This window comes from Yoonia sp. 208BN28-4 (genome assembly GCF_037543925.1).
Lineage (GTDB): Bacteria > Pseudomonadota > Alphaproteobacteria > Rhodobacterales > Rhodobacteraceae > Yoonia.
Map to the genome: position 1 here is coordinate 507,638 of NZ_JBBIFY010000002.1, position 23,596 is coordinate 531,233.

Annotated in this window: 27 protein-coding genes; 16 read left to right on the forward strand and 11 right to left on the reverse strand. The window is 58.7% G+C overall.

Annotated features, from left to right (window positions below; genetic code table 11):
* The first annotated feature begins 46 nt into the window (after positions 1-46).
* A complete protein-coding gene (gene der / locus V8J84_RS08645) occupies positions 47-1,501 on the forward strand; it encodes a ribosome biogenesis GTPase Der (protein ID WP_339930087.1) in 1,455 nt (484 codons plus the stop codon).
* Entirely contained in the window at positions 1,501-1,863 is a 363-nt protein-coding gene (locus V8J84_RS08650; RefSeq protein ID WP_339930089.1) for a hypothetical protein, read from the forward strand. The genes der and V8J84_RS08650 overlap by 1 nt, the downstream gene beginning before the upstream one ends.
* Here the strand turns inward: V8J84_RS08650 and V8J84_RS08655 are convergent.
* Together V8J84_RS08655 and serS are read right to left on the reverse strand one after the other, a co-directional pair.
* Positions 1,860-2,573, reverse strand: coding sequence for a tryptophan-rich sensory protein (locus tag V8J84_RS08655; protein ID WP_339930091.1), 714 nt, complete (start codon positions 2,571-2,573; stop codon positions 1,860-1,862). The two genes, V8J84_RS08650 and V8J84_RS08655, sit on opposite strands and share 4 nt — an antisense overlap.
* A gap of 34 nt (positions 2,574-2,607) precedes the next feature.
* Positions 2,608-3,900 (reverse strand): serine--tRNA ligase, encoded by a 1,293-nt coding sequence (gene serS / locus V8J84_RS08660; protein ID WP_339930093.1) that lies wholly within the window; start codon positions 3,898-3,900, stop codon positions 2,608-2,610.
* A gap of 203 nt (positions 3,901-4,103) precedes the next feature.
* On the opposite strand from serS, the gene yajC reads away from it, so the two are divergent.
* From yajC to V8J84_RS08700, 8 genes are all read left to right on the forward strand, one after another.
* Complete coding sequence (gene yajC, locus V8J84_RS08665) at positions 4,104-4,385, forward strand: preprotein translocase subunit YajC (protein ID WP_339930095.1); 282 nt, start codon at positions 4,104-4,106, stop codon at positions 4,383-4,385.
* Between the two features lie 70 nt (positions 4,386-4,455).
* Positions 4,456-7,086: a protein translocase subunit SecD gene (gene secD / locus V8J84_RS08670; protein ID WP_339930097.1), complete on the forward strand. Its 2,631-nt coding sequence runs from the start codon at positions 4,456-4,458 to the stop codon at positions 7,084-7,086.
* Between the two features lie 12 nt (positions 7,087-7,098).
* Entirely contained in the window at positions 7,099-7,452 is a 354-nt protein-coding gene (locus V8J84_RS08675; RefSeq protein WP_339930099.1) for an Mth938-like domain-containing protein, read from the forward strand.
* Positions 7,453-8,067: a heme ABC exporter ATP-binding protein CcmA gene (gene ccmA / locus V8J84_RS08680; RefSeq protein WP_339930101.1), complete on the forward strand. Its 615-nt coding sequence runs from the start codon at positions 7,453-7,455 to the stop codon at positions 8,065-8,067. It begins immediately after the preceding gene.
* Positions 8,064-8,720, forward strand: a complete 657-nt coding sequence (gene ccmB, locus V8J84_RS08685) for a heme exporter protein CcmB (protein WP_339930103.1) — start codon at positions 8,064-8,066, stop codon at positions 8,718-8,720. The genes ccmA and ccmB overlap by 4 nt, the downstream gene beginning before the upstream one ends.
* A gap of 41 nt (positions 8,721-8,761) precedes the next feature.
* Entirely contained in the window at positions 8,762-9,490 is a 729-nt protein-coding gene (ccmC, locus tag V8J84_RS08690) for a heme ABC transporter permease CcmC (protein WP_339930105.1), read from the forward strand.
* On the forward strand, positions 9,490-9,633 hold the full coding sequence (gene ccmD / locus V8J84_RS08695; RefSeq protein WP_445285961.1) for a heme exporter protein CcmD: 144 nt from the start codon (positions 9,490-9,492) through the stop codon (positions 9,631-9,633). The genes ccmC and ccmD overlap by 1 nt, the downstream gene beginning before the upstream one ends.
* Positions 9,626-10,168 (forward strand): DsbE family thiol:disulfide interchange protein, encoded by a 543-nt coding sequence (locus V8J84_RS08700; RefSeq protein WP_339930109.1) that lies wholly within the window; start codon positions 9,626-9,628, stop codon positions 10,166-10,168. Before ccmD ends, V8J84_RS08700 begins: the two co-directional genes overlap by 8 nt.
* A 192-nt stretch (positions 10,169-10,360) precedes the next feature.
* Here the strand turns inward: V8J84_RS08700 and acnA are convergent, their stop codons facing one another.
* Positions 10,361-13,132, reverse strand: coding sequence for an aconitate hydratase AcnA (acnA, locus tag V8J84_RS08705; RefSeq protein WP_339930111.1), 2,772 nt, complete (start codon positions 13,130-13,132; stop codon positions 10,361-10,363).
* A 255-nt stretch (positions 13,133-13,387) separates the two neighbouring features.
* Between acnA and V8J84_RS08710 the strand changes: the two genes are divergently transcribed.
* On the forward strand, positions 13,388-14,080 hold the full coding sequence (locus V8J84_RS08710; RefSeq protein WP_339930113.1) for a DUF1223 domain-containing protein: 693 nt from the start codon (positions 13,388-13,390) through the stop codon (positions 14,078-14,080).
* On the opposite strand, the gene V8J84_RS08715 is transcribed toward V8J84_RS08710, so the two are convergent.
* From V8J84_RS08715 to V8J84_RS08740, 6 genes are all read right to left on the reverse strand, one after another.
* Positions 14,081-14,956: a lysophospholipid acyltransferase family protein gene (locus V8J84_RS08715; protein WP_339930115.1), complete on the reverse strand. Its 876-nt coding sequence runs from the start codon at positions 14,954-14,956 to the stop codon at positions 14,081-14,083.
* A 3-nt stretch (positions 14,957-14,959) separates the two neighbouring features.
* Positions 14,960-15,613, reverse strand: a complete 654-nt coding sequence (gene nthA / locus V8J84_RS08720) for a nitrile hydratase subunit alpha (protein ID WP_339930117.1) — start codon at positions 15,611-15,613, stop codon at positions 14,960-14,962.
* Positions 15,613-15,876, reverse strand: a complete 264-nt coding sequence (locus tag V8J84_RS08725; protein ID WP_339930711.1) for an SH3-like domain-containing protein — start codon at positions 15,874-15,876, stop codon at positions 15,613-15,615. The genes nthA and V8J84_RS08725 overlap by 1 nt, the downstream gene beginning before the upstream one ends.
* A gap of 13 nt (positions 15,877-15,889) precedes the next feature.
* Complete coding sequence (locus tag V8J84_RS08730; RefSeq protein ID WP_339930119.1) at positions 15,890-16,240, reverse strand: ScnB-like protein; 351 nt, start codon at positions 16,238-16,240, stop codon at positions 15,890-15,892.
* 45 nt (positions 16,241-16,285) lie between these two features.
* Positions 16,286-17,311, reverse strand: a complete 1,026-nt coding sequence (locus V8J84_RS08735; RefSeq protein ID WP_339930121.1) for a FliG C-terminal domain-containing protein — start codon at positions 17,309-17,311, stop codon at positions 16,286-16,288.
* A gap of 81 nt (positions 17,312-17,392) precedes the next feature.
* Positions 17,393-17,884, reverse strand: coding sequence for an autoinducer binding domain-containing protein (locus V8J84_RS08740; RefSeq protein WP_339930123.1), 492 nt, complete (start codon positions 17,882-17,884; stop codon positions 17,393-17,395).
* Positions 17,885-18,024: 140 nt separating this feature from the next.
* Here V8J84_RS08740 and V8J84_RS08745 point away from each other — a divergent pair, with 140 nt between their 5' ends.
* Positions 18,025-18,633, forward strand: coding sequence for a helix-turn-helix transcriptional regulator (locus tag V8J84_RS08745; RefSeq protein WP_339930125.1), 609 nt, complete (start codon positions 18,025-18,027; stop codon positions 18,631-18,633).
* A gap of 99 nt (positions 18,634-18,732) precedes the next feature.
* Positions 18,733-19,386 (forward strand): acyl-homoserine-lactone synthase, encoded by a 654-nt coding sequence (locus V8J84_RS08750; RefSeq protein ID WP_339930127.1) that lies wholly within the window; start codon positions 18,733-18,735, stop codon positions 19,384-19,386.
* Positions 19,387-19,512: 126 nt separating this feature from the next.
* Here V8J84_RS08750 and purB read toward each other — a convergent pair whose 3' ends face one another.
* Positions 19,513-20,814 carry an adenylosuccinate lyase gene (purB, locus tag V8J84_RS08755; RefSeq protein ID WP_339930129.1) on the reverse strand — a complete coding sequence of 434 codons (1,302 nt, stop codon included), beginning with the start codon at positions 20,812-20,814 and terminating at the stop codon, positions 19,513-19,515.
* A gap of 134 nt (positions 20,815-20,948) precedes the next feature.
* On the opposite strand from purB, the gene V8J84_RS08760 reads away from it, so the two are divergent.
* The 3 genes from V8J84_RS08760 (at position 20,949) to V8J84_RS08770 (ending at position 22,334) form a co-directional block, all read left to right on the forward strand.
* Positions 20,949-21,233 carry a hypothetical protein gene (locus V8J84_RS08760; RefSeq protein WP_339930131.1) on the forward strand — a complete coding sequence of 95 codons (285 nt, stop codon included), beginning with the start codon at positions 20,949-20,951 and terminating at the stop codon, positions 21,231-21,233.
* On the forward strand, positions 21,233-21,655 hold the full coding sequence (locus tag V8J84_RS08765) for a DUF6314 family protein (protein WP_339930133.1): 423 nt from the start codon (positions 21,233-21,235) through the stop codon (positions 21,653-21,655). The genes V8J84_RS08760 and V8J84_RS08765 overlap by 1 nt, the downstream gene beginning before the upstream one ends.
* 73 nt (positions 21,656-21,728) lie before the next feature.
* Positions 21,729-22,334 (forward strand): biotin transporter BioY, encoded by a 606-nt coding sequence (locus tag V8J84_RS08770; RefSeq protein WP_339930135.1) that lies wholly within the window; start codon positions 21,729-21,731, stop codon positions 22,332-22,334.
* 58 nt (positions 22,335-22,392) lie between these two features.
* On the opposite strand, the gene V8J84_RS08775 is transcribed toward V8J84_RS08770, so the two are convergent.
* Positions 22,393-23,592, reverse strand: coding sequence for a bifunctional alpha/beta hydrolase/OsmC family protein (locus V8J84_RS08775; protein ID WP_339930137.1), 1,200 nt, complete (start codon positions 23,590-23,592; stop codon positions 22,393-22,395).
* Positions 23,593-23,596 lie beyond the last annotated feature (4 nt).

Here is a 23,596-nt window from a genome sequence, read left to right on the forward strand (position 1 = left end):
GCAACTTGGTATATCGGCAGCGATCTAACACGCCGGAGCCGTTATCATGTCGTTCACCCTTGCCATTGTGGGCCGCCCGAATGTCGGGAAATCCACGCTTTTCAACCGTTTGGTTGGCAAAAAACTCGCCTTGGTCGATGACCAGCCAGGCGTGACGCGTGATTTGCGCGAAGGGCAGGGCCGGATTGCGGACCTGAAGTTTACGGTGATCGACAGCGCCGGTCTGGAAGAGGCAACTGACGATAGCCTGCAGGGACGCATGCGCCGCCTGACCGAACGTGCAGTGGAAATGGCCGATGTCTGCCTTTTCATGATCGACGCGCGGGCAGGGGTTCTGCCAGCCGACGAGGTGTTCGCTGACATTTTGCGCAAGAAAAACGCCAACGTGATCCTTGCTGCCAACAAGGGCGAAGGCAAAGCGGCCGATGCATCAATCCTTGAGGCCTACGCTCTGGGGCTGGGCGAGCCGATCCGCATGTCCGCCGAACATGGTGAGGGCATGGGCGAATTACTCGATATGCTGCGCCCGATTGCCGAGGACATGGAAGAACGTGCTGCCGCTGATGCGCCCGATGTGGATGTGGATGTCGGAGAGGATGACGAAGACGAAGCTCGCGTTCCGACCAAAGAGCGGCCGTTGCAGATCGCTGTCGTGGGTCGCCCGAATGCGGGCAAGTCCACCTTGATCAACAAGATCATCGGTGAAGAGCGCCTGCTGACCGGCCCCGAGGCGGGGATTACCCGCGACGCGATCTCGGTCCAGCAAGACTGGGACGGCGTGCCAATGCGCATCTTCGACACCGCTGGCATGCGCAAAAAGGCAAAGGTGCAGGAAAAGTTGGAAAAGCTTTCTGTGTCCGATGGTCTGCGAGCTGTGAAATTTGCGGAAGTTGTCGTGGTGCTGCTCGACGTTAGCATCCCGTTTGAACAGCAAGACCTGCGCATCGCCGATCTGGCAGAGCGTGAGGGCCGTGCTGTCGTTGTCGCTGTGAATAAATGGGACACCGAGGACGAAAAGCAGGGCAAGCTGAAAGAGCTTCGCGAAAGCTTTGAGCGGCTTCTGCCGCAGCTGCGTGGTGCGCCGCTGGTGACGGTGTCGGCCAAGACGGGCAAGGGGCTGGACCGTTTGCAGCAAGCGATCATGCGCGCCCACGAAGTCTGGAACCGTCGTGCAACCACCGCACAGTTGAACCGCTGGCTGACGGGCATGCTGGAACAGCACCCGCCACCCGCACCGGGCGGTAAGCGGATCAAGATGCGCTATGCCACGCAGGTCAAAACACGGCCCCCTGCATTTGTGGTTATGACATCGCATCCTGATGCTGTGCCCGAAAGCTATAAGCGTTATCTTATCAATGGCTTGCGGGCCGACTTTGACATGCCCGGCACGCCTGTGCGGCTGTATCTGCGCGATCAGGGGGACAAGAACCCTTACAAGGACAAGAAGTCCTCACAACCCTCGCGCCTGTCCAAGCACCTCAAGAAGAAGCCCACAAACTGATGTGGCAGAAGTATGCGTTTCTGGCGCTGGTTGTGCCGCTTCACCTGCTGATTTTTCAAGGCGCTGCTGTCATTATCGGCGGTCTGTTCGGCGGCGGTGAACCTTTGCCGCTGTCCGCGTTGATCGTGCCTGCTTTATTGCTTGTGTGGTGGTGTGACACGGCCTTGCTGACCCGATGGGTTGGCATGACAAATTTGTCGACGGCGATGGCAACTGCGGTGGCTGGCGGCGTGCTGCCGGTGATCGCCACGCTGGTCGCGATTTATACGGGCACGTTGGCGCCGATGGAAGCGTTGATTGCGGTCAGTATCCTGACGATTGGTGTCTACGCGCTGTTGCTGCGCAACGTGCGACGCGCTTAGGACACGGCAAGTTTCGGCGCGCGTCCCATCAGGATTGTCGCGGCGAGGAGCATCACGATCCCGACCGCAGCCAATGCGCTGACCGTCCAGACGACCATACCGTTTGCAACGATGATCCCGACCAGCGCCCAGACCACCGTCAGCAGGTATTCGGGGGCCGAGCGGCGCATGGCGTAGACCCCCAGCGAAACGACAAGCGCGATGCTAATGCCAGCGTAGGCCCAGCCCAGACTTTCAAACGCGATCCCATAGCCTGCCATTGTGCTGCCGATGCTGACGCATGACGCGGCGGTCAACCAGCCTGCATAAATTGCGACCGGTGCCTGAAACAACCAGCGATCCTTTTGAGGTGCCATGATCATTGCTGCAATTGCGGTGACTGCCATCGCGATGATCATAATGGTGGCCAAAATCGCGCTTTGTGTTGCCACATAAAGCCATGGCGTGCCAATCGCGAGGCTTGCAATCAGGGACAGGCGGGCGCGGTCCCACGCGGCATCTTCACGGCGCTGCCAAAGACCGTAAGCGGCCGATACGACTAGCCAAGCATAGATCAGCCCCCAGATGCTGAACGCATAGCCCGCGGGCTGGATCGGCGGGTCGACCTGCGGAATAGGCAACTGGTTTGCCTCAAACCCCGAAAAGGAGGTGAATGCAGGCGACACGACAAATGTCAGGGTGAAGAGGGTGGTCAATATTGCTTTGGTCATGCCCTTAAACGCGGGGCATGACCAATTGGTTCACTTATATAAGTTGCCCATCGGCACTGATTGCCGTCTTGCCACGCAGATAGGGGTGCAGCGCCTTTGGCAGGCTGACAGAGCCATCGGCCTGCTGCCCGTTTTCCAGCACGGCAATCAATGTCCGGCCAACAGCCAGACCGGAGCCGTTCAGCGTATGGACAAACTCAGGCTTGCCACCGCCGGCTGGCTTGAACCGCGCGTTCATTCGGCGGGCCTGATAGGCGCCACAGGTCGAAACGCTGGAGATTTCGCGGTACGTGTTCTGCCCGGGCAACCAGACTTCGATATCGTGCGTCCGGCGCGCACCTGCACCCATGTCACCGGTGCACAGAACGACCGTGCGATAGGGCAGGTCCAGCGCCTCGAGGATACCTTCGGCGCAGGCAGTCATGCGCAAGTGTTCGGCGTCAGAATGATCGGGGTGACAAATCGTCACCATTTCGACCTTTTCGAACTGGTGCTGGCGCAACATGCCGGAGGTATCACGCCCCGCGCTGCCAGCCTCGGACCGGAAGCACAGCGTGTGGGCCACATGACGGCGGGGCAGATCAGCTTCTTCCAGTGTTACGCCATTGACGGTGTTGGTCAGCGGCACCTCTGCCGTCGGGATCAGCCACCAGCCGTTTGTCGTCTGATAGCTGTCCTCGCCAAACTTGGGCAGCTGGCCTGTGCCGACCATCATGTCCTCAAGTACCATGACGGGCGTGTTGGTTTCCAGCAGGTCGTTTTTGTCGACATGGGTATCCAGCATGAACTGCGCCAGCGCACGGTGTACGCGGGCCACGGCCCCTTTAAGCATGACAAAGCGGCTGCCGGACAGCTTGGCCGCCGTCTCAAAATCCATACCGTCCGAAACGCCCGCGATTTCAAAGTGTTCAACGGGATCAAAGTCAAAGTTGCGCGGGTTGCCCGCACGTTTGATCTCTACGTTGTCGTCTTCGTCCGCACCATCAGGCACATCGTCATAGGGCAGGTTTGGCAGCGTCAGCAGCAGCTCGGTCAGTTGTCCGTCCTGCGCTTTGGCGGTGTCGTTCAGCTCAGCAATCTCGGCTTTCTTGTCGCCCACAAGTGCGCGCAGACGTGCAAATTCGTCCTCGTCGCCACGCGCCTTGGCTGCACCCACTTCTTTGGCGGCTTTGTTGGCCTGTGCCTGCGCTTCCTCTGCGGCCTGAATGCTGGCCCGACGGGCGGCATCCAGCGCAAGGATATCGGATGAGATTGCGTCCATCCCACGGCGAGACAGCGCTGCGTCAAACGCAGCAGGGTTGTCACGGATCATGCGGATATCATGCATTTCATCGGTCCTTTGGTTGGCAAGTTGAAAACGTGCCCCCATATGCCCCAAAGGACGGGGGCTGTGAACACCTTATTGTCACGCGGTGTCGCGCGAATATCGCGTTGCCATCGCAGGCCCTTCCACCTAATGTGCCGCGACCGCGGGCAGGCCAAGTGACAGGCCAGTTTGCCCGCATGAAATTCAGACCAAAGGACCCACCCATGCAGGGCATTGAATCACTCGTTCCATTGCTGCTTATCTTCGGCATCATGTATTTTTTGCTGATCCGTCCACAGCAGAAAAAGCTGAAAGAACATCAGGCCATGGTCGAGGCGCTGCGCCGCGGTGATCAGGTCATCACGCAGGGCGGGATCATGGGCAAGGTGTCCAAGGTCAAGGACGACAGCAACGAGCTTGAGGTCGAGATCGCGCAGGGCGTCACAGTCCGCGTTGTCCGCTCCACGATTGCCACAGTCGTCAACAAGACAGAGCCTGCAAAATAAGCAAGGCCTAGACGGGGCCCCTGCGGCCCCGTTTGCGTTATAAAACTTCGGTCAACAGGGCAGATCACAGATGTTGCAAATCTCCGGTTTCAAACAGTTTATGATCTGGGCCACCGTGCTGATCGGTCTTCTGCTGGCGATGCCCAACGGCTTTTACGGGCGGGTCGAGCAGCACAATGATGCGGTCGCACTGGTCGAGCAGGGGCAGCTTTCGCCTGAGATCGAAGAAGATGTGGCCAGCTGGCCGTCGTTCCTGCCGTCTGGACTTGTGAATCTTGGCCTTGATTTGCGCGGCGGTGCGCATCTGCTGGCTGAAGTGCAAACATCCGACGTCTACGCCACGTTGATGGAAGCGTCTTGGCCGGAAGTGCGTGATGCGCTGGCCGCCGAACGCGACACGGTGGGTTTTGTGACCCGCGAAGACGGCCCCGAAGACCTGTTGATCGTGCGCATTTCCAACCCCGAAGGTGCCGACCGCGCGCTAGAGATTATTCGTGGTCTGGCGCGTCCTGTGCAAACGCTGACAGGTGTCGGTGCGACGGATATCGAGGTGACGGCCAACGGGCCTGTCTTCACGATCCAGCTGTCCGAGGCCGAGCGTCAGGCGGTGGACGAGCGGACGATGCAGCAGTCGCTGGAAATTATCCGCAACCGGATTGACGAGGTTGGTACACGCGAACCCACCATCCAGCGCCAAGGGACGAACCGGATTCTGGTGCAGGTCCCCGGTGTGGGATCGGCGCAAGAGGTCAAGGACATCATCGGCACCACGGCGCAACTGTCATTCCGTCCCGTTGTGGGCCGCACGGATGACGCCGCTGCATCGCCGGGGTCCGGCAATGTGCTGCTGCCTTCGGTGGACGAGCCGGGCCTGTTCTATATTCTTGAGCGTAGCCCTGTCGTGACCGGCGAGCAGCTTGTCGATGCACAGCCTGCGTTTGACCAGAACGGTCGCCCTGCAGTGAACTTCCGCTTTAACGTCACAGGCGCGCGTCAATTTGGCGACTACACCGCTGAGAACGTCGGATCGCCTTTTGCCATTGTGCTGGACGACGAGGTCATCAGCGCCCCGACAATTCAAAGCCATATCCCTGGCGGGTCGGGTATCATCACCGGAAACTTCTCGGTCGAGGAATCGACCAACCTTGCCGTGCTGCTGCGGGCAGGTGCCTTGCCTGCGGAACTGACGTTCCTCGAAGAACGCACCATCGGGCCAGAACTGGGCCAAGACAGCATCGACGCGGGCCAGATCGCCTGTATCGTCGCGGGCATCGCGGTTCTGATCTATATGTTCCTGTCCTATGGACTGTTTGGTGTCTTCGCCAACATCGGCTTGATTATCAACGTGGGCCTCATCTTTGGTCTGTTGTCGCTGATCGGTGCCACGCTCACACTGCCCGGTATCGCTGGTATCGTGCTGACCATCGGTATGGCGGTGGACGCGAACGTCATTGTGTTCGAGCGTATTCGCGAAGAATTGAAAACCGCCAAAGGACCGGCCCGCGCGATTGAGTTGGGCTATGAAAAGGCGCTGTCGTCCATTTTGGATGCGAACATCACAACCTTCATGACCGCCTCGATCCTGTTCATCATGGGCTCCGGTCCTGTGCGCGGCTTTGCCATTACGCTGGGGCTTGGTATTCTGACATCGGTCTTCACGGCGCTCTTCGTGACCCGCGCGATTATCGTGCTGTGGTACGGCCGTAAGCGGCCCAAGACGATCATGGATGGCCCCCGCCTGAAAATGATCAAGGACGAAACGAAGTTCGATTTCTTCAACCGCGCCAAAATGTGGCTGGGGATTTCCGGTATCGCGATGCTGATCGCCTTCGGGTCATTTGCCTATCAGGGCCTGAATTTCGGCATCGATTTCCAAGGCGGCACAAGCATCCGTACGCAGTCGGAGCAACCGGTTGATGTGGGGGCCTATCGCGATGCGATTGAGCCGCTCGAGCTTGGCGATGTCTCCATTTCCGAGGTTTTTGATCCGACATTTGACGCCGATCAGAATGTGGCCATGGTCCGTATTCAGGCGCAGGACGGCGACGAAAGTGTGAGCGCTGACACCATCGCAGCGGTTGAGGCCGCGTTGCAGAGTATTGATCCGTCGATCACCTTCCCGTCGGTGGAGTCGGTGGGTCCGAAAGTATCGGGAGAGCTGATCCAGACCGCGATCATCGCCGTGGCTTTGGCGGTGATCGGGATCATGGCCTACATCTGGCTGCGCTTCGAATGGCAGTTTGCCGTGGGCGCCGTGCTGGCGCTGGTTCATGACGTTCTGCTGACCATCGGCATCTTCTCGGAATTGCAGATCAAGTTTGATCTGGCAATCATCGCGGCCTTGCTGACCATCGTTGGCTATTCGATCAACGACACTGTGATCGTTTTCGACCGCGTGCGGGAAAACCTGCGCAAGTATAAGCAGAAGTCGCTGAAAGACGTGCTGAACCTGTCGATCAACGAAACCCTGTCACGCACATTGATGACCTCGGGCACCACCATGCTGGCCCTGCTGGCGCTCTTCATCCTTGGCGGTGACGTGATCCGTGGTTTCGTGTTTGCGATGATGTGGGGCGTCTTTATTGGTACGTATTCGTCGATCTTTGTGGCGACCGCTGTGCTGCTTGTGCTTGGCGTCAAACGGGATTGGACGAAAAAGGCACCTACGGTCGGAAACCAGTATTCCAACATTGATGCGTAAAGGGGCAGCGATATGCGCTTGAACGAGGTTCAATTCAACGACAGCCAACCGATTGACGGCTACGGCCCCAACTTTTTCCGCATCGGCGGTCAGGTTCACGAGGGGCCAGTGCTTGCCTTGCCCGGCGGAGTTTTCGCTTGGGGCGGTTACGTCGATACGGCCTCTGTTCTGGCGCATCGCGGGGACATTGATGTTCTGTTTGTTGGCACGGGGGCCGAGATCACGCATCTGCCCGACGCGTTCCAAGAGGCGCTCGAGGCCGAAGGGATCGGCGTAGAACCCATGGCATCGCCCGCCGCCTGCCGGACCTACAACGTGCTTTTGTCAGAAGGGCGGCGCGTGGCTGCTGCCCTGATCCCCGTCTAAATGCTGACCGTCCGTGATGCCGCCTGCGCGCGTGGCGGCGTGACGGTGTTGGAAGGGCTTAGTTTTGATGTGACAGCGGGACAGGCGCTGATCTTGCGCGGCCCAAACGGAATCGGCAAAACGACTTTGTTGCGCAGTCTTGCGGGATTGCAGCCGATCACGGCAGGCGCCGCGGACTTTCCCGAAGACGAAGGCGCCTACGCCAGCCACGCTGACGGTGTAAAAACGGCGCTGAACGTGACCGAGAATCTGACCTTCTGGGCGCAGGTCTATGGCAATGCGGTGCCTGATACAGTTTTTGCGCAGTTTGATCTGGATGACCTGCGGGACCGGATGGCGGGCACGTTATCGGCAGGGCAAAAACGCAGGCTGGGTCTGGCACGGCTTGGCGTGATCGGGCGCAAGGTGCTTTTTCTGGACGAACCCACCGTGTCGCTGGACCGGTTTTCGGTAAAACTCTTTGCCGACTGGCTGCGGGATGTGCATTTAGCCGCAGGTGGCGTTGCTGTTATTGCAACGCATATTGATCTGGGGCTGGATGCGCCGGAGATGGATCTGACACCCTTTCGCGCAGCCCTTGATTCAGGCGGCAGCGCGGACGAGGCGTTTTTGTGATCGCACTTCTCAAGCGGGACTTGCGCCTTGCTGTGCGGGCGGGCGGCGGCTTTGGCCTTGGGTTGGCCTTTTTCCTAATTGTCGTGGTCCTTGTGCCGTTTGGGGTGGGGCCAGAGCAGTCGGTCCTGACGCGCATCGCGCCCGGCATCCTTTGGGTCGCTGCCTTGCTGGCCGCTTTGCTGTCGCTTGACCGGATTTTTGCGCTGGATTTCGAGGACGGATCGCTTTCACTGCTGGCCACTTCCCCGTTGCCTCTGGAGGGTGTGGGGCTGATCAAAGCCTTGGCGCACTGGATTACGACGGGCTTGCCATTGACGTTGGTGGCCCCGCTGCTGGGTTTCTTGCTGCATCTGGCACCTTCAGCCTATGCCTATCTTCTGGCGTCGCTTTTCATCGGCACACCTGCGCTGTCGATGATCGGCAGCTTCGGAGCGGCGCTGACGGTGGGGCTGCGGCGCGGCGGGTTACTGTTGTCCTTGCTGGTCTTACCGCTCTACGTCCCGACATTGATCTTCGGGGCAGAGGCGGTGCGGCGGGGCAGTGACGGGCTAGATGCCACAGCCCCCTTGATGATCTTGGGCGGCATCACATTTGGCACATTGGCGCTCTTGCCATTTGCGACGGCGGCGGTGCTGCGGATCAATCTGCGGTGAGGCGCATTGCAGGGCGCGCGGTCGCCGGATAAGGAAACGACATGTCTTTGTGGGAATATGCAAATCCGAAGAAGTTCATGGACTGGACAGCGCCAGTGCTGCCGGTTGTGTTTGGCCTTTCGGTGATCTGTCTGGTCGTCGGTCTGGTTTGGGGCTTCTTCTTTACGCCGGATGATTTCCGGCAAGGCTCCACGGTCAAAATCATCTACCTGCATGTGCCGTCAGCCCTAATGGCGATCAATGCGTGGATCATGATGCTTGTGGCGTCTTTGATCTGGATTGTCCGGCGGCACCACGTGTCGGCGCTTGCGGCCAAGGCAGCAGCACCCGTGGGCATCGCCATGACATTGATTGCCTTGGTGACCGGCGCTGTCTGGGGATCGCCGATGTGGGGCACATATTGGGCGTGGGATCCGCGCCTGACGTCGTTCCTGATCCTGTTTTTGTTCTACTTAGGCTATGTCGCGCTATGGGCCGCGATCGATGATCCGGACACCGCGGCGGACCTCACGAGCGTGTTGTGTATGGTCGGGTCCATCTTTGCGTTGCTGTCGCGATATGCGGTGAACTTCTGGAACCAGGGCCTGCATCAGGGCGCGTCGCTGTCATTGGACGCCGAGAAGAACGTGGCCGATGTCTTTTATCAGCCGTTGTTATTTGCCATCGCGGGTTTTGTGCTGTTGTTCGTAGCGCTCGTGTTATTGGGCACGCGGACAGAAATCAGGTTGCGCCGCATGCGCGCGCTTGAAGCCCGCGCGAGGAGAACGTGATGCCTGATCTTGGCAAATATGCCTTTGAAGTGCTGCTGGCCTATGGGGCGAGCCTGAGCCTTCTAGGTGTTCTTGTCCTCTATTGTGTGGTCCGGTCGCGGCGTGCCAAAGCCGCTTTGGCAAAGGTTGAACGCCATGGCTAAGGTTTCCAAACTGGTCTTCATTCCACCTGTGGTGTTTGCGGCCCTCGCAGGGCTGTTTTTCAGCGGGATGATGCGTGATCGCGCCGATGAATTGCCGTCCACATTCGTGGGGCAGACGGCACCTGCGTTGCCCGAAATGGCTGTCGACGGGACAACGCTTTTGACCGCGGATGATTTAGCCACTGGCGAGGTGACAGTGGTGAATTTCTGGGCCAGCTGGTGTCCGCCGTGCCGTGCAGAGCACCCAAACCTTCTGGCGCTAGAGGCTGACGGCGTGCGCGTGGCGGGTGTAAATTTCCGCGATACGCAAGATCAGGCGGCGGACTATTTGCGCGACGAGGAAGACCCGTTCTTCGCCACAGGCTTTGACCCGCGCGGACGCACGGCAATCGATTGGGGCGTCACAGCGCCGCCAGAAACATTTATCGTAGATGGTGACGGCACAGTGCTGTTTCGTTTTATAGGGCCGCTGATCGGATCGGATTACGAGCAACGGTTTTTACCGGAGCTGCAGAAGGCGCTGGACGGCGCCTGATCCAGCGGACCGCGGCGATGCCGCGGACGAGATTTTTTGATCCCCGCGCTCGTGGCAATGTCTAGTTGACCGTTCTTAGGTTTGGTGCAGGTGGTGAGCGCGGGAGCCTCCGGCGGAAGTATTTTTGTCCAAAAGAAGCGAAAAAGGCCCCGCGATGTTGCGGGGCCTTTCGTTTTGGCAATGTGTGGATGATCAGGCGGCTTTGGCCAGATTGCGTAGCACGTAGTGCAGCACGCCACCGTTCTCGATGTACTCAATCTCCACGGCTGTATCGATGCGGCACTTCACGGTGATGTCTTTGGTCGTGCCATCGGCCATCGTGATTTGCGCGGTCATTTCCTGCAGCGGTTTCACATCGTCCAGACCGGTGATGGAGACCGTTTCGTCGCCTGTCAGGCCCAGTGATTTGCGTGTGTCACCGCCTGTGAACTCAAACGGGATGACGCCCATACCAACAAGGTTGGAGCGGTGGATACGCTCGAAGTTTTCAGCAATGACCGCTTTCACGCCGAGCAGTGCTGTGCCCTTGGCCGCCCAGTCGCGCGAGGAGCCTGCGCCGTACTGTTCGCCTGCAAAGATCACCAGCGGTGTGCCGTTTTCCTGATGCGCCATAGCGGCATCAAAGATCGCAGCCTGCTTGCCATCGGGGCCTTTGGTGTAGCCGCCCTCAACGCCGTCCAGCATCTCGTTCTTGATGCGGATGTTGGCGAAGGTGCCGCGCATCATGACCTCGTGGTTGCCGCGACGCGACCCGTAGGAGTTGAACTCGCGCACGGGCACCTGACGTTCGATCAGGTACTGACCGGCGGGCGTTGTGTCCTTGAACGAACCGGCTGGCGAAATGTGGTCTGTGGTGACCATATCGCCCAGAACGGCCAGCACTTTGGCGTCTTTGACGTTCTGGATTGTGCCAGCGTCCTTGGACATGCCTTGGAAGTAGGGCGGGTTCTGGACGTAGGTGGAGGAGGCGGGCCAGTCGTAAGTCTCAGAGTCCGTGACCTCGACGGCCTGCCACTTGTCGTCGCCTTTGAACACATCGGCGTATTTGGACATGAACGCTTCGCGGGTCACTGTCTTTTCGACCAGTTCGTTGATCTCGGCGGCGGTTGGCCAGATGTCTTTGAGGAAGACATCGTTGCCGTTCTTGTCCTGACCCAGCGCGTCTTTGGTGATGTCGATATTCATGTCACCGGCCAGCGCGTAGGCCACCACGAGGGGCGGGGAGGCCAGATAGTTGGCGCGCACGTCAGGCGAGATGCGACCCTCGAAGTTGCGGTTGCCAGAGAGCACGGACGTCGCAATCAGGTCGCCTGCGGTGATGGCATCCGACAGCTCCTTCTGGATCGGGCCGGAGTTGCCGATGCAGGTCGTGCAGCCGTAGCCCACAAGGTTGAAGCCGATGGCATCAAGGTCTTTTTGCAGGTCAGCAGCCTCAAGATATTCCGAAACCACCTGAGAGCCGGGTGCGAGGGATGTCTTCACCCATGGCTTGCGGTTCAGGCCCAATTCGCGGGCTTTGCGCGCCACAAGACCCGCGCCGATCATCACATACGGGTTGGATGTATTGGTGCAGGACGTGATCGACGCGATCACGATGGAGCCGTCGTGCAGTTTGTAGTCTTCGCCTTCAACAGCGTGACTTTTGTGATGGCCTTCGTCACCGGGGATGTGGTGCGTGGGGACGGGGCCGCCCTCTGCTGCCATTTCGACTTTCTCTTCGCGTGGCGCTGATTTTTCTTCGCGCTGGCCAGAGATGTATTTGCCGAATGCGGATGCCGCATCTGTCAGTGCAATGTAGTCCTGCGGACGCTTCGGGCCGGAAATCGCAGGCACGATGGTGCCCATATCGAGTGACAGTGTGCTGGAGTAGACGGGTGCGTAGTCCGCGTCGCGCCAGAAGCCGTTTTCCTTGGCATAAGCTTCGACCAGTGCAATCCGGTCCTCATCGCGGCCTGTGTTGCGCAGGTAGCGGAGGGTTTCGCCGTCGATCGGGAAGAAGCCGCAGGTCGCGCCATATTCGGGCGCCATGTTGGCGATTGTCGCACGGTCTGCAAGCGGCAGAACGTCGAGGCCCTTACCGTAGAATTCGACGAATTTGCCGACAACGCCGTGCTCGCGCAGCATTTCGACGACCTTCAGCACAAGGTCGGTGCCTGTGGTGCCTTCCATCATTTCGCCTGTCAGCTCAAAGCCCACAACTTCGGGGATGAGCATCGACACTGGCTGGCCCAGCATCGCGGCTTCTGCCTCGATCCCGCCAACGCCCCAGCCGAGAACGGCCAGACCGTTGACCATGGTCGTGTGGCTGTCGGTGCCGACGAGGGTGTCGGGGTAGGCAATCTCTTCGCCGTTCTGGTCTTTGTCTGTCCAGACGGTTTGCGCGAGATATTCAAGGTTCACCTGGTGGCAGATGCCTGTGCCCGGTGGCACAACGCGGAAGTTTTCAAACGCCTTCTGGCCCCACTTGAGGAACTGGTAGCGTTCCATGTTCCGCTCGTATTCGCGGTCCACGTTCATTTGGAACGCGCGCGGGTTGCCGAACTCGTCGATCATAACCGAGTGGTCGATGACCAGATCAACCGGGTTCAGCGGGTTGATCTGCTGCGCGTCGCCGCCCAGCGCCACAATGCCGTCGCGCATCGCGGCAAGGTCAACCACGGCAGGGACGCCTGTGAAGTCTTGCATCAGCACGCGGGCAGGGCGGTAGGCGATTTCGCGGGGGTTTTTACCGCCTTTGTCGGCCCATTCGGAAAACGCCTTGATGTCGTCGGTGGAGACCGAAAATCCGCCATCCTCGAACCGCAGCAGGTTTTCCAGAACCACCTTGAGCGCGGCTGGCAGCTTGGAGAAATCACCAAGGCCCGCATCTGTGGCGGCCTGAATGGAGTAGTAGCCGACCGATTGGTCGCCAACGGTGAGGGTTTTGCGGGTTTTAGCGGTATCTGTGCCGACGGTGACTGTCATTGCGGTCCCTTTCTCAGGTGCGGAATCTGGCTATGTCTGGCTTTTGCCCCAACGGATCGAACGGTTCAAGAGCCTTGGATTGTTTTTTGTATACCATTGCACACAATTAGTCTGCAAGGGGATGTCACAAGCTGTGAACGGCAAAGATGAAGACAGGCTGAATGGCTTATGACACAACACTCGCAAATCCTTGATTGGCCATTTCATGCAAAGCGCCATAGATCAGAGCCAATGACACGAAAACAGGTTCACCCCATGCGCCACGTCCTCACATCGCTGTGCCTCATGACATCACTGACGGCTGGTGCTGCCCATGCGGATGCAGGGCCTGTCGTGGTGGAGCTTTATACATCGCAGGGCTGTTCTTCATGTCCGCCCGCCGATGAGATGCTCACAGAGCTTGCGTCGCGTGACGATGTGATCGCGCTTGCGCTGCATGTCGACTATTGGGATTACATCGGTTGGGCCGACAGCTTTGCCAATCCTGTGCACACCCAACGCCAGCATGATTATGCGCGTGCTGCCGGATCGGCCACTGTCTATACGCCGCAGATGGTGATTGGCGGGGTTGATCACGTCGTCGGCTCGCGCCCGATGGAGGTTGCTGATCTGTTGCAGGCCCATCGGGGTCAGGACCACGGTGTTGATCTGGACATTGCACGCGACGGAGATGTGATCATCGTGGAGGCGACATCAGACAACGCCGCCCCCATGGTGATCCAGATGGTGCGTTATATGCCGCAGGAAACCGTGGCGATTGGGCGTGGCGAAAACGCAGGTCAGGAAATCACGTATTCAAATATCGTGACGGCGTGGCAAGCGGTTGCCACATGGGATGGCACAGAAGAGATCGCCATTCAGGCCGAGATCGAGGGCGATGATCCGGTGGTCGTTCTCGTGCAGTCTGGCACCAACGGCCCGATCCTTGCGGCGGCGCAGCTGCGCTAATTACTTCCAGCGACGGTGAACCCAGAACCATTGTTCGGGGTGGGCTGCGATGCGCGCCTCAAGCCTGGCTGTCATGGCCGTTGTCATCGCGATAGGATCGCCATGCGCAATCGGGCTTTCGAGATAGACATCAAAATTCAGCCCATCAGGACGCCGGACCGCAAAGTATGGCAAGACCAGCGCATCGGTGCGCAAAGCAAGATCAGCCGCCGAGGTCAGCGTTTTGGCGTCATGGCCTAAAAACGGGATTGGTGTGCCATGGCTGCTGGCCACATCAAACAACAGTGTCGCCATGCCGCCGGCTTTGAGGTGGCGTGCAAAGCCAGCCGTTCCACGGCGACCCTGTTCAAAAACCGGACCGCCCCATGATGTCATGGTTTTGGCGTAGTGGTCATTGAAATAGGGATTGCCCATCGGGCGGTATAGCCCGCCAATCTCATAGCCGCGTGCGGTCAAAAGATGGCGGGGCACTTCGTGGTTGGCAAAGTGGCCGGTGACAAAAATCACCGCGCGCTTTTCGTCGCGGGCCGTTTCGAGTGCAGCCAGCCCGTCGCCTTGCAACTCCGTGTCGGCAAGCCGCTGCCCCAATTCCTGCCAGCTGTAATTCTCGATCAGGGTCCGTCCGAAGTTGTCGCAGACCTGATCGGCCAGTTCGCGGCGGGCAGGGGTGGTCATTCGAGGATAGACCATCTGCAGATTCTGCTTCGCCCGACGGCGGTAACCGGCCAGCGGGCCGATCACACGCCGCAGCACTGCCCCCATAAAGGGCACCCGCTTGTCATAAGGCATGCGCATGGCAGAGCCGATCAGCGCCCGCAGCACCTTGTCCGCCGCCCAATCACCGGTCGACCCGTCTGGCATATCATCTTGAGGCATCTGTCAGGCGGCAGGCGTGCGCGGCAGACCGGTGCCGATCATGCTGTCGCGGGTGACAAGCGCAGCAAGATCCGCCTCGGACAGGTTTTCGGTACCCGCAGGTCTGTCAGGAATGACGATGTAGCGCATATCGGCCGTACTGTCGTGGACGCGCACCTGCATATCATCTGGCAGTGTCACGCCAAACTCGGCCAAAACCTTGCGGGGTTCGCGCACGGTGCGCGACCGGTAGGCCCGCGATTTGTACCAGTCTGGCGGCAGACCAAGCAGGTTGCGCGGATAGCAGGAACACAAGGTACAAACGACGACGTTGTGCACCTGTGGTGTGTTCATGACCGCAATCAGCTTCATCGGTCCGATATCAAAGCCCATCTCGGTGGCAGCCGCGCCCGCGTCTTGCGCAAGGCGTTCGGCGAAGTCCGGATCGGTCCATGCACGCGCCACAACCGCCGCGCCATTGGCAGGGCTGCGGCTATCCATGGCGTCAATCTGTGCCGCGATCTCAGATGGGGTGGTCACACCCTTTGCGATCAAAAGCTCACGGATCGCGATTTCCATCGTTTGCCAATAGCTCAGGCTGGTGTCGCTATCCGGCCGGTAGGGATGGCCCGACGGCGACATGCCATCATGGTGGTGGTTGTGATGATCATGGTGCATCAGTCGTCTGCCTTCTCAAGCCAGTGGGCGTAAATCTCCGCCTCAAGTGTATCGTCGGGATTTTCCGTATCAGCGCCCCAGACCTCTGACATGGGAAAGTGGACACGCAAAAGCGGCAGGGCGGGGGCGGGTACGCCATAGGCCAAAGCCTCTGGGTTGGGAAAAGGACCCAGCACCCGTTCGATTGTTCCGGTCTTGCCGCGCAGATAGGTGGGCGTGCGCACATGTCCGGGTGGCGCATATGTTTTGACGCGCACGGTCATGCCAGATGCCCACTCAGCCACCTGTCGCATCCCCGTAGGTCGTGCCGCGTGCGGTGACCTGCTCCATCCGTTCTGCCAGTTCGGCGGTCGTGTAAATGCCCGCCTCGATCAGATTCTGGTTCACGGATGCGATCCAGCGTTCGTAATACGTCATCGTCTCGAACGCCTCTTCAGGCATATCTTCAAGAACGCGCCTTAGACCGTCGACGGTAAAATGCCCCTTGGTCGAGCAAAGCACCATCAGCGCATCAACGCGCTTTTCCCAAAGCGCAAAATCATGCTGGTCGGTGGGCACGGGGCCAGCAGCATCGCCGCCCATGTCATGCCACCGGCGGGCAGCAGCAGGAGGTTTTTGGTTTGTCATGCTGCCAAGCTACCGGATTGCTTGGTCGGGTGTCCATGCGGGTTTTTAGTCCGCATCCTCTTCGGTTTCGATCAATTTGATCGTGCCGTCGTCGACCAGTTCCCGAATGGCACCGGTGACACCGTTCATCGCCTTATCCCCATCAGCCGGTTTGATCTTGCCCAGTTCGGCAATGCTTTCGCGGATCTGGCCCGCCATCCGCTGAGAGATGTTGGACAAGATAAAATCGGCTGACGCAGCAAGGGCGCCGCCAGCCGCTGTCGCCCCGCCCAGCGCCATGTTCAGCGTGTCGGGGTCTACATTGCGGATACAGGCGGCCACATCGGTTGGGACGATGCGGATAGCAATATCCTCGAATGTGAAAATTGCGCGGCGCACCTCGTCGGCGAACAGCGCATCTGTATCTGTCAGACTTTCCAGCATGCTGTTGCGGGTGTCAGCGGCGCTGGAGTTCAATATCTCGCCCACGCGCTGACCGGCATCGCGTTCAAACGCTACGGCAGAGGACACGCAATGTTCGTGGACCAAGGCTGTTCCGATCTGGCTGACCATGCCGGGCGAAATATCAGAGGTTTGTGAAATGGCGTAGGTGATCTGGCGTGCACGCGGGCCGGGCAGTTTGCCCAAAATCTCGGCGGCCTTGCCGACGGTTAGCTTTGACAGGACCACGGCCGCGATCTGTACACTTTGCACCTGCATCACCCGAACCAGATCTTCGACGGGAAGGGCGGTCAGCATGGGCCAAGGATCGCTCATCTTGGCATTGGCAATATCGGCGCGCAGTTTGCTGGCAAGGGCGGGGCTGATGTGATCGCCCAGCGTTTTCAACACGTCCTCTGCGTTGCCGGGCGCGATCAGGCCTACCTCTTCCAATGCGCCGACAAATTCGTTGGCAACCGTATTAACCGTGGTTTTGTCGACAAGACGGATGCTGCGCAGTTCATCCGCCAACGCCTCTTGCAGCGACAGGGGAAGAGAGGCCAGCTTGAGTTGGTCGCCGTTGCCGACAATCATCTGAACAACCATTGCCGCTTTGCGTTTGCGGGTCAGACCCTGCATCGTTGAAGTCATGATCTACGCGCCCTTTGCCATGGGCACGTTTCATCACATCAAAGTAAAGGACGGGTTAGCGCGTCTGAGATGTCGCGAAAATTACGCACCCGGGTGGGTGTAGTTCACGGACATGGTTTTCAGCTTTTCTTTCATGCTTTCCGGCAACGCCTCGCCACTGGCGGTCAGGGTGTGCAATTCGCTGACGTGATCATACAGTGCCTGCATCTCGTCCTCGGTAAATTCGCGGTCACCGCGCGAGAAACCGCCAAAGCTGCGACCCGCGTCCGTTTCAAGCGCGACAGTCACACCAAAGTTCAGTCCATGCTCTGCCGCGGCTACAAGAACACCTTGCGTGTCCTGCGCGGTCAGGGATGACCATCTGACAGAGCCAGTGTTTTCAAATCCCCAATGCACAATGGGATCGGTCATCAAAAAGCCCTTTTGGGCATACAGATCAAGCCATGCACGCGGATAGCTCTGGAACATGTATGTGGGCGTCGTATAAACGACGTGCAATCCCAGCGCGTATCCGGCCGGAGAGGCAATTTTAAGGGCCGCAAGTTTGTCGCTGATTAGAGTTTCTTCACGCATATCAAAGATACTCGCTTTTAAGTTGCCAAGGTTGGTTTAACAGAAATACTCTAAGGACATGATCAATCCCGATTACACTAATACCACGCAAAGTATTGCGATAGGGTTTTTTATAGGTGAATTGATCTAGAGGAGCATGAATGTCCACAGTGTTGGGCCCAGAAGACGTCGCGCAATTTGCGCCAGCGGGACACTATGTGGCCTTGCGAATCGGATTCGCTTTTCCGGTGGAAGAAGTGAATCAGCTGCCGCCCGATTGGGTCGAACATTACACCAAAAATCGATACATGCTTTTCGATCCGATTATCCGTTGGGTTTACGGCAATACAGGCGCCATCCGGTGGAGCGAGATCGATCTTGACGATCCACGGCGCATTCTGCCGCAGGCACAGACGTTTGGTCTGCGGTATGGCGTCGCAGTGGCCTGTCTGGATCAGGACGGGGAAGGGCAGCGATCTTTTGGATCGTTCGCGCGATCTGATCGGGAATTCAACACATTGGAAGTCAAGCTGCTGCGCGCTTATGTGACGCGCCGCCATCACGAAATGGCACCTCCGACGAACCTGACGAAGGCAGAGCTTGAGGCGCTTGGCATGGTGCGCGACGGCCTGCGCACCAAGGAAATTGCCCACGCTCTTGGCGTGTCAGAGGGGGCGGTGAAACAACGGCTCAAAAATGCCAAGCTGAAGCTGGATGCAAAAACCGGTTCACAGGCGGCCGCACTGGCCGCGCAATACGGACTGATTTAGCCCGCGCCACCCAACCCGCGTTAAGATTTTATTATCCGTGTTTCTATGACAATCGACGGATGAAGTGCTATTTGTTTCTCGCCATAAAGGAGAGCAAACATGGAAAATATCACATTCAATTTCGTCGAACTTCACGAGCACGGAGGGGCATTTCGCGATTATCTGAGACTGCGCAAGCGCCTTTTTGTCGATAATCTGGGCTGGGATATCCCGCACGACGAATCGTTTGAAATGGATCAATACGACAATCCGAAGGCCTACTATTCGCTGGCCGTTCTGGATGGTGAAGTCGTGGGTGGCGTGCGTGTGATGCCAACAACCGCACAGTGGGGCACGCACAGCTATATGCTGCGTGACGCCTTCCACGGAAAGCTGATCGATATCCCAAGCAGCTTGCTGCAAGAGGACGTCTACAACCCGACTATTTGGGAAGGCACCCGCGTCGTGGTGTCAGACAGCCTGCGGACCCATCGTGAACGCGGCGCGTGCCTGTCCAATATCATGGACGGGATGATCGACATCGTGCGCGAACATCACGGTGAACAGATCATGGCGCTTTGCCCGTTGGCGATGATGCGCGCCTTGCGGCAGCTTGGCTATGACGTGGATAAGCTGGGCACGCCCTACAAAAGCGAACATGACGGCAGGCGCTATTCAGTGCTGACGATGCCGGCTGAAAGAACCTTGCGCAACGTGCCGAACGCCAATTATCGGCCTCAGGTACAAACGCTTCACGCGCCAGCGACAGCTTAAGCGATTTACACCATCACGCTTGGGCGGTGATTGGTATTTCTCTTGCGTGGCATAGCGCACGAGCAGGGTGGTGTAACCCGGACTGGCAGGTTGTCTGCCAGCCCGGTTTACTTTTGCAATTTGGTTTTAGCCAAAGACGCGCTTGAAAATCGTATCCACGTGCTTGGTGTGGTATCCGATATCGAACTTTTCCTTGATCTCATCTTCGGACAGCGCGGCAAGGACATCCTTGTCGGCCAAAAGCTCTGTCTGGAAATCCGCGCCTTGTTCCCAGACGCGCATGGCGTTGCGTTGCACCAGCTTGTAAGCGTCCTCGCGGCTGACACCGGCTTGGGTTAGGGCCAGCAGAACGCGCTGCGACATCACAAGACCGCGGAATTTGTTCATGTTGGCCAGCATGTTGTCGGGATAAATCACCAGCTTTTCGATCACACCCGCCAGACGGTTCAGTGCGAAATCCAGCGTAATCGTGGTGTCCGGCCCGATAGCCCGTTCGACAGACGAGTGGCTGATGTCGCGCTCGTGCCAAAGCGTCACGTTCTCCATTGCAGGCACCACGGACATGCGCACCAGACGCGCCAGACCGGTAAGATTTTCGGTCAGCACAGGATTGCGCTTGTGCGGCATCGCGCTTGAGCCTTTTTGCCCCTTGGAAAAGAACTCTTCGGCCTCAAGGACTTCAGTTCGCTGCATGTGGCGCACTTCGGTGGCGATGTTTTCGATGCTGGAGGCGATGACGCCCAGTGTCGCAAAGAACATCGCGTGGCGGTCGCGGGGGATGACTTGCGTGCTGATCGGCTCTGGCGTCAGGCCCAGCTTTTCGCACACATGCTCCTCAACAGCAGGATCAATGTTGGCAAATGTGCCGACAGCGCCGGAAATGGCACCGGTCGCGATTTCGGCGCGGGCATTGACGAGACGCGCGCGACCTCGGTCCATCTCGGCGTAGAAACGGGCGAATGTCAGACCCATTGTGGTGGGTTCGGCGTGGATACCGTGGCTGCGGCCAATACGGACGGTTTCCTTGTGTTCAATCGCGCGGGTTTTCAGCGCAGCCAGCACCCGATCCATATCCGCGATCAGCAGATCGGCAGCGCGAACCAGTTGCACGTTCAGCGTGGTGTCCAGGACGTCGGAACTGGTCATGCCTTGGTGCACAAAGCGCGCGTCCTCGGATCCGATATGCTCGGACAGGTGGGTCAGGAACGCGATGACGTCATGTTTGGTCACGGCCTCGATCTCGTCGATGCGGGCCACGTCGAACTCTACGTCTTTGGCTTTCCACACCGCCTTGGCGTTTTCGCGCGGGATGACGCCCAGATCGGCTTGCGCGTCGCAGGCGTGGGCCTCGATCTCGTACCAGATTTTGAACTTGGCGGCAGGCGACCAGATGGCGGTCATTTCGGGGCGGGAATAGCGTTCGATCATGGGCTGGTGGCCTTTTTATGAATGGGCAGCGCGTGCGGTTTGGGTCATAAATGCGCGTGACCAATCTCTCAAGGGCCGGAGACAGCAAGATGCGACTAATCGCGATATGTTTGACACTTTGTCCTGCGATCGCCGTGGCAGAGTTTGCGCCACTCACCGGTGACGAGATCCGCGAGACGCTGACTGATGCGGACATCATCTACCCGATGGCAGCGCAGACGTTTTTTGCATCCGGTCGCACGCTTTACGAAACGGACGCGCCCGAGGCGTGGGGCTATTGGCGGGTGGAGCAGGGCCAGTATTGCAGCCAGTGGCCCCCCAGCGATCTGTGGGCCTGCTATGACGTGTCACGCGATGGCGATAAGATCCGATTTACAGCGGGTGACGGGTTCGTTACCGACGGGGTTTTGCAAGACTGATGCTGGGGCCGAATGATTTTGTCGGAGTCTGGCAGCTTGAGCGCAAGCTGGAGGACCGGTTGGGTGTTATGGACGGGACGCTGGTCGGTAAGGCGGTGTTTGATGGCGGCGGCGATGCGGACCTTGGCGGTCTGCGATACGAGGAAAGCGGCTCGCTGACGCTGGCATCGGGTGGCGTCATGCAAGCCACGCGGACGTACTACTGGCAGTTCGACGATAGTGAGGTGCACGTCCGCTTTGCAGATGGCATGCCGTTTCACGGTTTTGTTCCTCACGGACAAAGTGCTGGCACACCTCATCTGTGCGGTGCCGATCTTTATGTCTGCGCCTATGATTTCACCCATTGGCCCGCGTGGAAGGCTGTCTGGACGGTGAAAGGCCCTTCGAAAGACTATATTTCCACATCGCACTACCGGCGTTAGCGCGATCTTTGTTGCACATGCAGCATGAGTGGGGCAGAAATAGCCCAACGCTTAACAAAAAGGGGGCGACACAATGGCGCTTGCTATGAATGACAAGGTCTTGATCGAGGCTTTTGGTGAAAACGCGCAGACTGTGCGCCGCGTCAAGCAGGCGCTGATGGTTGTCTTGGGCATTGCCGTGCTGGCACTGACCGCCAAGATCAAGGTGCTTTTGCCCGGTACACCTGTGCCGATCACTCTCACCACATTTGCCGTGCTGACAATCGGCGCTGGCTATGGCGCGCGTTTGGGCATGCTGACGGTTCTTGGCTATCTTGTTGTCGGCGCATTCGGCTTTGACGTGTTTGCCGGTTCTTCGGCCGAAAACAACGGCCTTGTTTACATGATGGGCGGCACAGGCGGTTATCTGGTGGGCTATGCGCTGGCTGCTGGCGCATTGGGCCTTGCGGCACGCGCTGGCTGGGACCGCTCGGTTCTGAAGATGGCGCTGGCAATGCTGATCGGCACCGCGCTGATCTATCTGCCGGGTCTGGCATGGCTGTACCAGTTCGCGTCCGGTTGGGAGCAGACACTGGCATGGGGTATCACACCATTCCTGCTGGGTGACGCGGTCAAGCTGGCGTTGGCCGCATTGATCCTGCCAGCGGTCTGGAAGCTGATCGGCGACGCACGCAAGTAAGCGAACGCCCGCAAGAATTGGAAAGGCGCGGCTAGCCAACCGCGCCTTTTTTTTGTGGCTAGGCCAGCGTGGTCGTGACCGACGCACCGCTTTCCAGCGTTTTATGCACGGGACATTTGTCTGCAATCTCCAGCAACCGTGCGCGTTGATCATCGGTCAGATCGCCATGCAGATTCACAACGCGGTCAAACTGATCGATCCGTCCACTTTCCTTGCAATCGGTGTTGTGACATTTGGCGTGGCTGACATCGACGCTCACGTGATCAAGCGGCCATTCCTTCCGACGCGCATACATGCGGATCGTCATCGACGTGCAGGCGGCAAGCGCGGCGGACAGGTAGCCATAAGGCGTCATGCCACGGTTTGTGCCGCCGTATTTGGCAGGCTCGTCGGCGATGGTGTGATGGGGGCCAGAGAAAATGTCTTGCAGAAACCCACCCGCGTCTACTTCGGATGAACGCAGAACGCCTTCTGGCAGGTCCGGTGTTTCCGGCGCGGTCAGGTCGATGTAGCGGCTGACCCATGTGGCAATGACATCAGCGGCGTAATCGGCATCGGCCTGTCGCGTGATCAAGTGATCGGCGTCGTCAAGCGTGACAAAGCTTTTGGGATGTTTGGCGGCGAGGAAAATCTGGCTCGCGTTCTCAATTCCAACGGTCTGATCGCGGGGACCGTGCAGCACCAGAAGGGCCGCTTTGAGGTTGGTCAGGGCAGGGGTCAGTTCACCTTTTGCGACATCGTCGAGAAACTGTTTGCCGATGTTAAAGGGGCGCCCGCCAAGGTTCACTGACGCGACGCCTTCTTCGATAATCTTGGGCAATGCTTCGCCAAAGTTATGCGTGACATGCGCGGGGTCGAAGGGTGCGCCGATCGTGGCGACCGCCTTGACCGAGGGGATTTGCGCCGCTGCTTTGATGACCGCAGCACCGCCAAGCGAGTGGCCGACTAACAGCGATGGGGCCATTTCGCGGGCGTCAAGCGCCTGACAAGCGGCCAACAGATCATCGACGTTGGATGTGAAATTGGTGTTTTCAAACTCGCCACCCGAGTGTCCCAGCCCTGTGAAATCAAAGCGCAGCACTGCGATGCCCATACCGGACAGGCGTGCCGCGATACGGCGCGCCGCAGCAATGTCTTTGGAGCAGGTAAAGCAGTGCGCAAAAAGCGCCGTGGCAAGCACTGGACCTGCAGGCAGATCAAGCCGTGCGGCCAGATCATGGCCTGCGTGGCCGGGGAAGGTGAGCTTTTCTGTAGGCATCGGC

Excerpts from the sequence above, each read along its gene's own strand:
- der (WP_339930087.1), top strand. The coding sequence starts at position 47 with ATGTCGTTCACCCTTGCCATTGTGGGCCGCCCGAATGTCGGGAAATCC.
- V8J84_RS08650 (WP_339930089.1), top strand. The coding sequence starts at position 1,501 with ATGTGGCAGAAGTATGCGTTTCTGGCGCTGGTTGTGCCGCTTCACCTG.
- V8J84_RS08655 (WP_339930091.1), bottom strand. The coding sequence starts at position 2,573 with ATGACCAAAGCAATATTGACCACCCTCTTCACCCTGACATTTGTCGTG.
- serS (WP_339930093.1), bottom strand. The coding sequence starts at position 3,900 with ATGCATGATATCCGCATGATCCGTGACAACCCTGCTGCGTTTGACGCA.
- yajC (WP_339930095.1), top strand. The coding sequence starts at position 4,104 with ATGCAGGGCATTGAATCACTCGTTCCATTGCTGCTTATCTTCGGCATC.
- secD (WP_339930097.1), top strand. The coding sequence starts at position 4,456 with ATGTTGCAAATCTCCGGTTTCAAACAGTTTATGATCTGGGCCACCGTG.
- V8J84_RS08675 (WP_339930099.1), top strand. The coding sequence starts at position 7,099 with ATGCGCTTGAACGAGGTTCAATTCAACGACAGCCAACCGATTGACGGC.
- ccmA (WP_339930101.1), top strand. The coding sequence starts at position 7,453 with ATGCTGACCGTCCGTGATGCCGCCTGCGCGCGTGGCGGCGTGACGGTG.
- ccmC (WP_339930105.1), top strand. The coding sequence starts at position 8,762 with ATGTCTTTGTGGGAATATGCAAATCCGAAGAAGTTCATGGACTGGACA.
- ccmD (WP_445285961.1), top strand. The coding sequence starts at position 9,490 with ATGCCTGATCTTGGCAAATATGCCTTTGAAGTGCTGCTGGCCTATGGG.
- V8J84_RS08700 (WP_339930109.1), top strand. The coding sequence starts at position 9,626 with ATGGCTAAGGTTTCCAAACTGGTCTTCATTCCACCTGTGGTGTTTGCG.
- acnA (WP_339930111.1), bottom strand. The coding sequence starts at position 13,132 with ATGACAGTCACCGTCGGCACAGATACCGCTAAAACCCGCAAAACCCTC.
- V8J84_RS08710 (WP_339930113.1), top strand. The coding sequence starts at position 13,388 with ATGCGCCACGTCCTCACATCGCTGTGCCTCATGACATCACTGACGGCT.
- V8J84_RS08715 (WP_339930115.1), bottom strand. The coding sequence starts at position 14,956 with ATGCCTCAAGATGATATGCCAGACGGGTCGACCGGTGATTGGGCGGCG.
- nthA (WP_339930117.1), bottom strand. The coding sequence starts at position 15,613 with ATGCACCATGATCATCACAACCACCACCATGATGGCATGTCGCCGTCG.
- V8J84_RS08725 (WP_339930711.1), bottom strand. The coding sequence starts at position 15,876 with ATGACCGTGCGCGTCAAAACATATGCGCCACCCGGACATGTGCGCACG.
- V8J84_RS08730 (WP_339930119.1), bottom strand. The coding sequence starts at position 16,240 with ATGACAAACCAAAAACCTCCTGCTGCTGCCCGCCGGTGGCATGACATG.
- V8J84_RS08735 (WP_339930121.1), bottom strand. The coding sequence starts at position 17,311 with ATGACTTCAACGATGCAGGGTCTGACCCGCAAACGCAAAGCGGCAATG.
- V8J84_RS08740 (WP_339930123.1), bottom strand. The coding sequence starts at position 17,884 with ATGCGTGAAGAAACTCTAATCAGCGACAAACTTGCGGCCCTTAAAATT.
- V8J84_RS08745 (WP_339930125.1), top strand. The coding sequence starts at position 18,025 with ATGTCCACAGTGTTGGGCCCAGAAGACGTCGCGCAATTTGCGCCAGCG.
- V8J84_RS08750 (WP_339930127.1), top strand. The coding sequence starts at position 18,733 with ATGGAAAATATCACATTCAATTTCGTCGAACTTCACGAGCACGGAGGG.
- purB (WP_339930129.1), bottom strand. The coding sequence starts at position 20,814 with ATGATCGAACGCTATTCCCGCCCCGAAATGACCGCCATCTGGTCGCCT.
- V8J84_RS08765 (WP_339930133.1), top strand. The coding sequence starts at position 21,233 with ATGCTGGGGCCGAATGATTTTGTCGGAGTCTGGCAGCTTGAGCGCAAG.
- V8J84_RS08770 (WP_339930135.1), top strand. The coding sequence starts at position 21,729 with ATGGCGCTTGCTATGAATGACAAGGTCTTGATCGAGGCTTTTGGTGAA.
- V8J84_RS08775 (WP_339930137.1), bottom strand. The coding sequence starts at position 23,592 with ATGCCTACAGAAAAGCTCACCTTCCCCGGCCACGCAGGCCATGATCTG.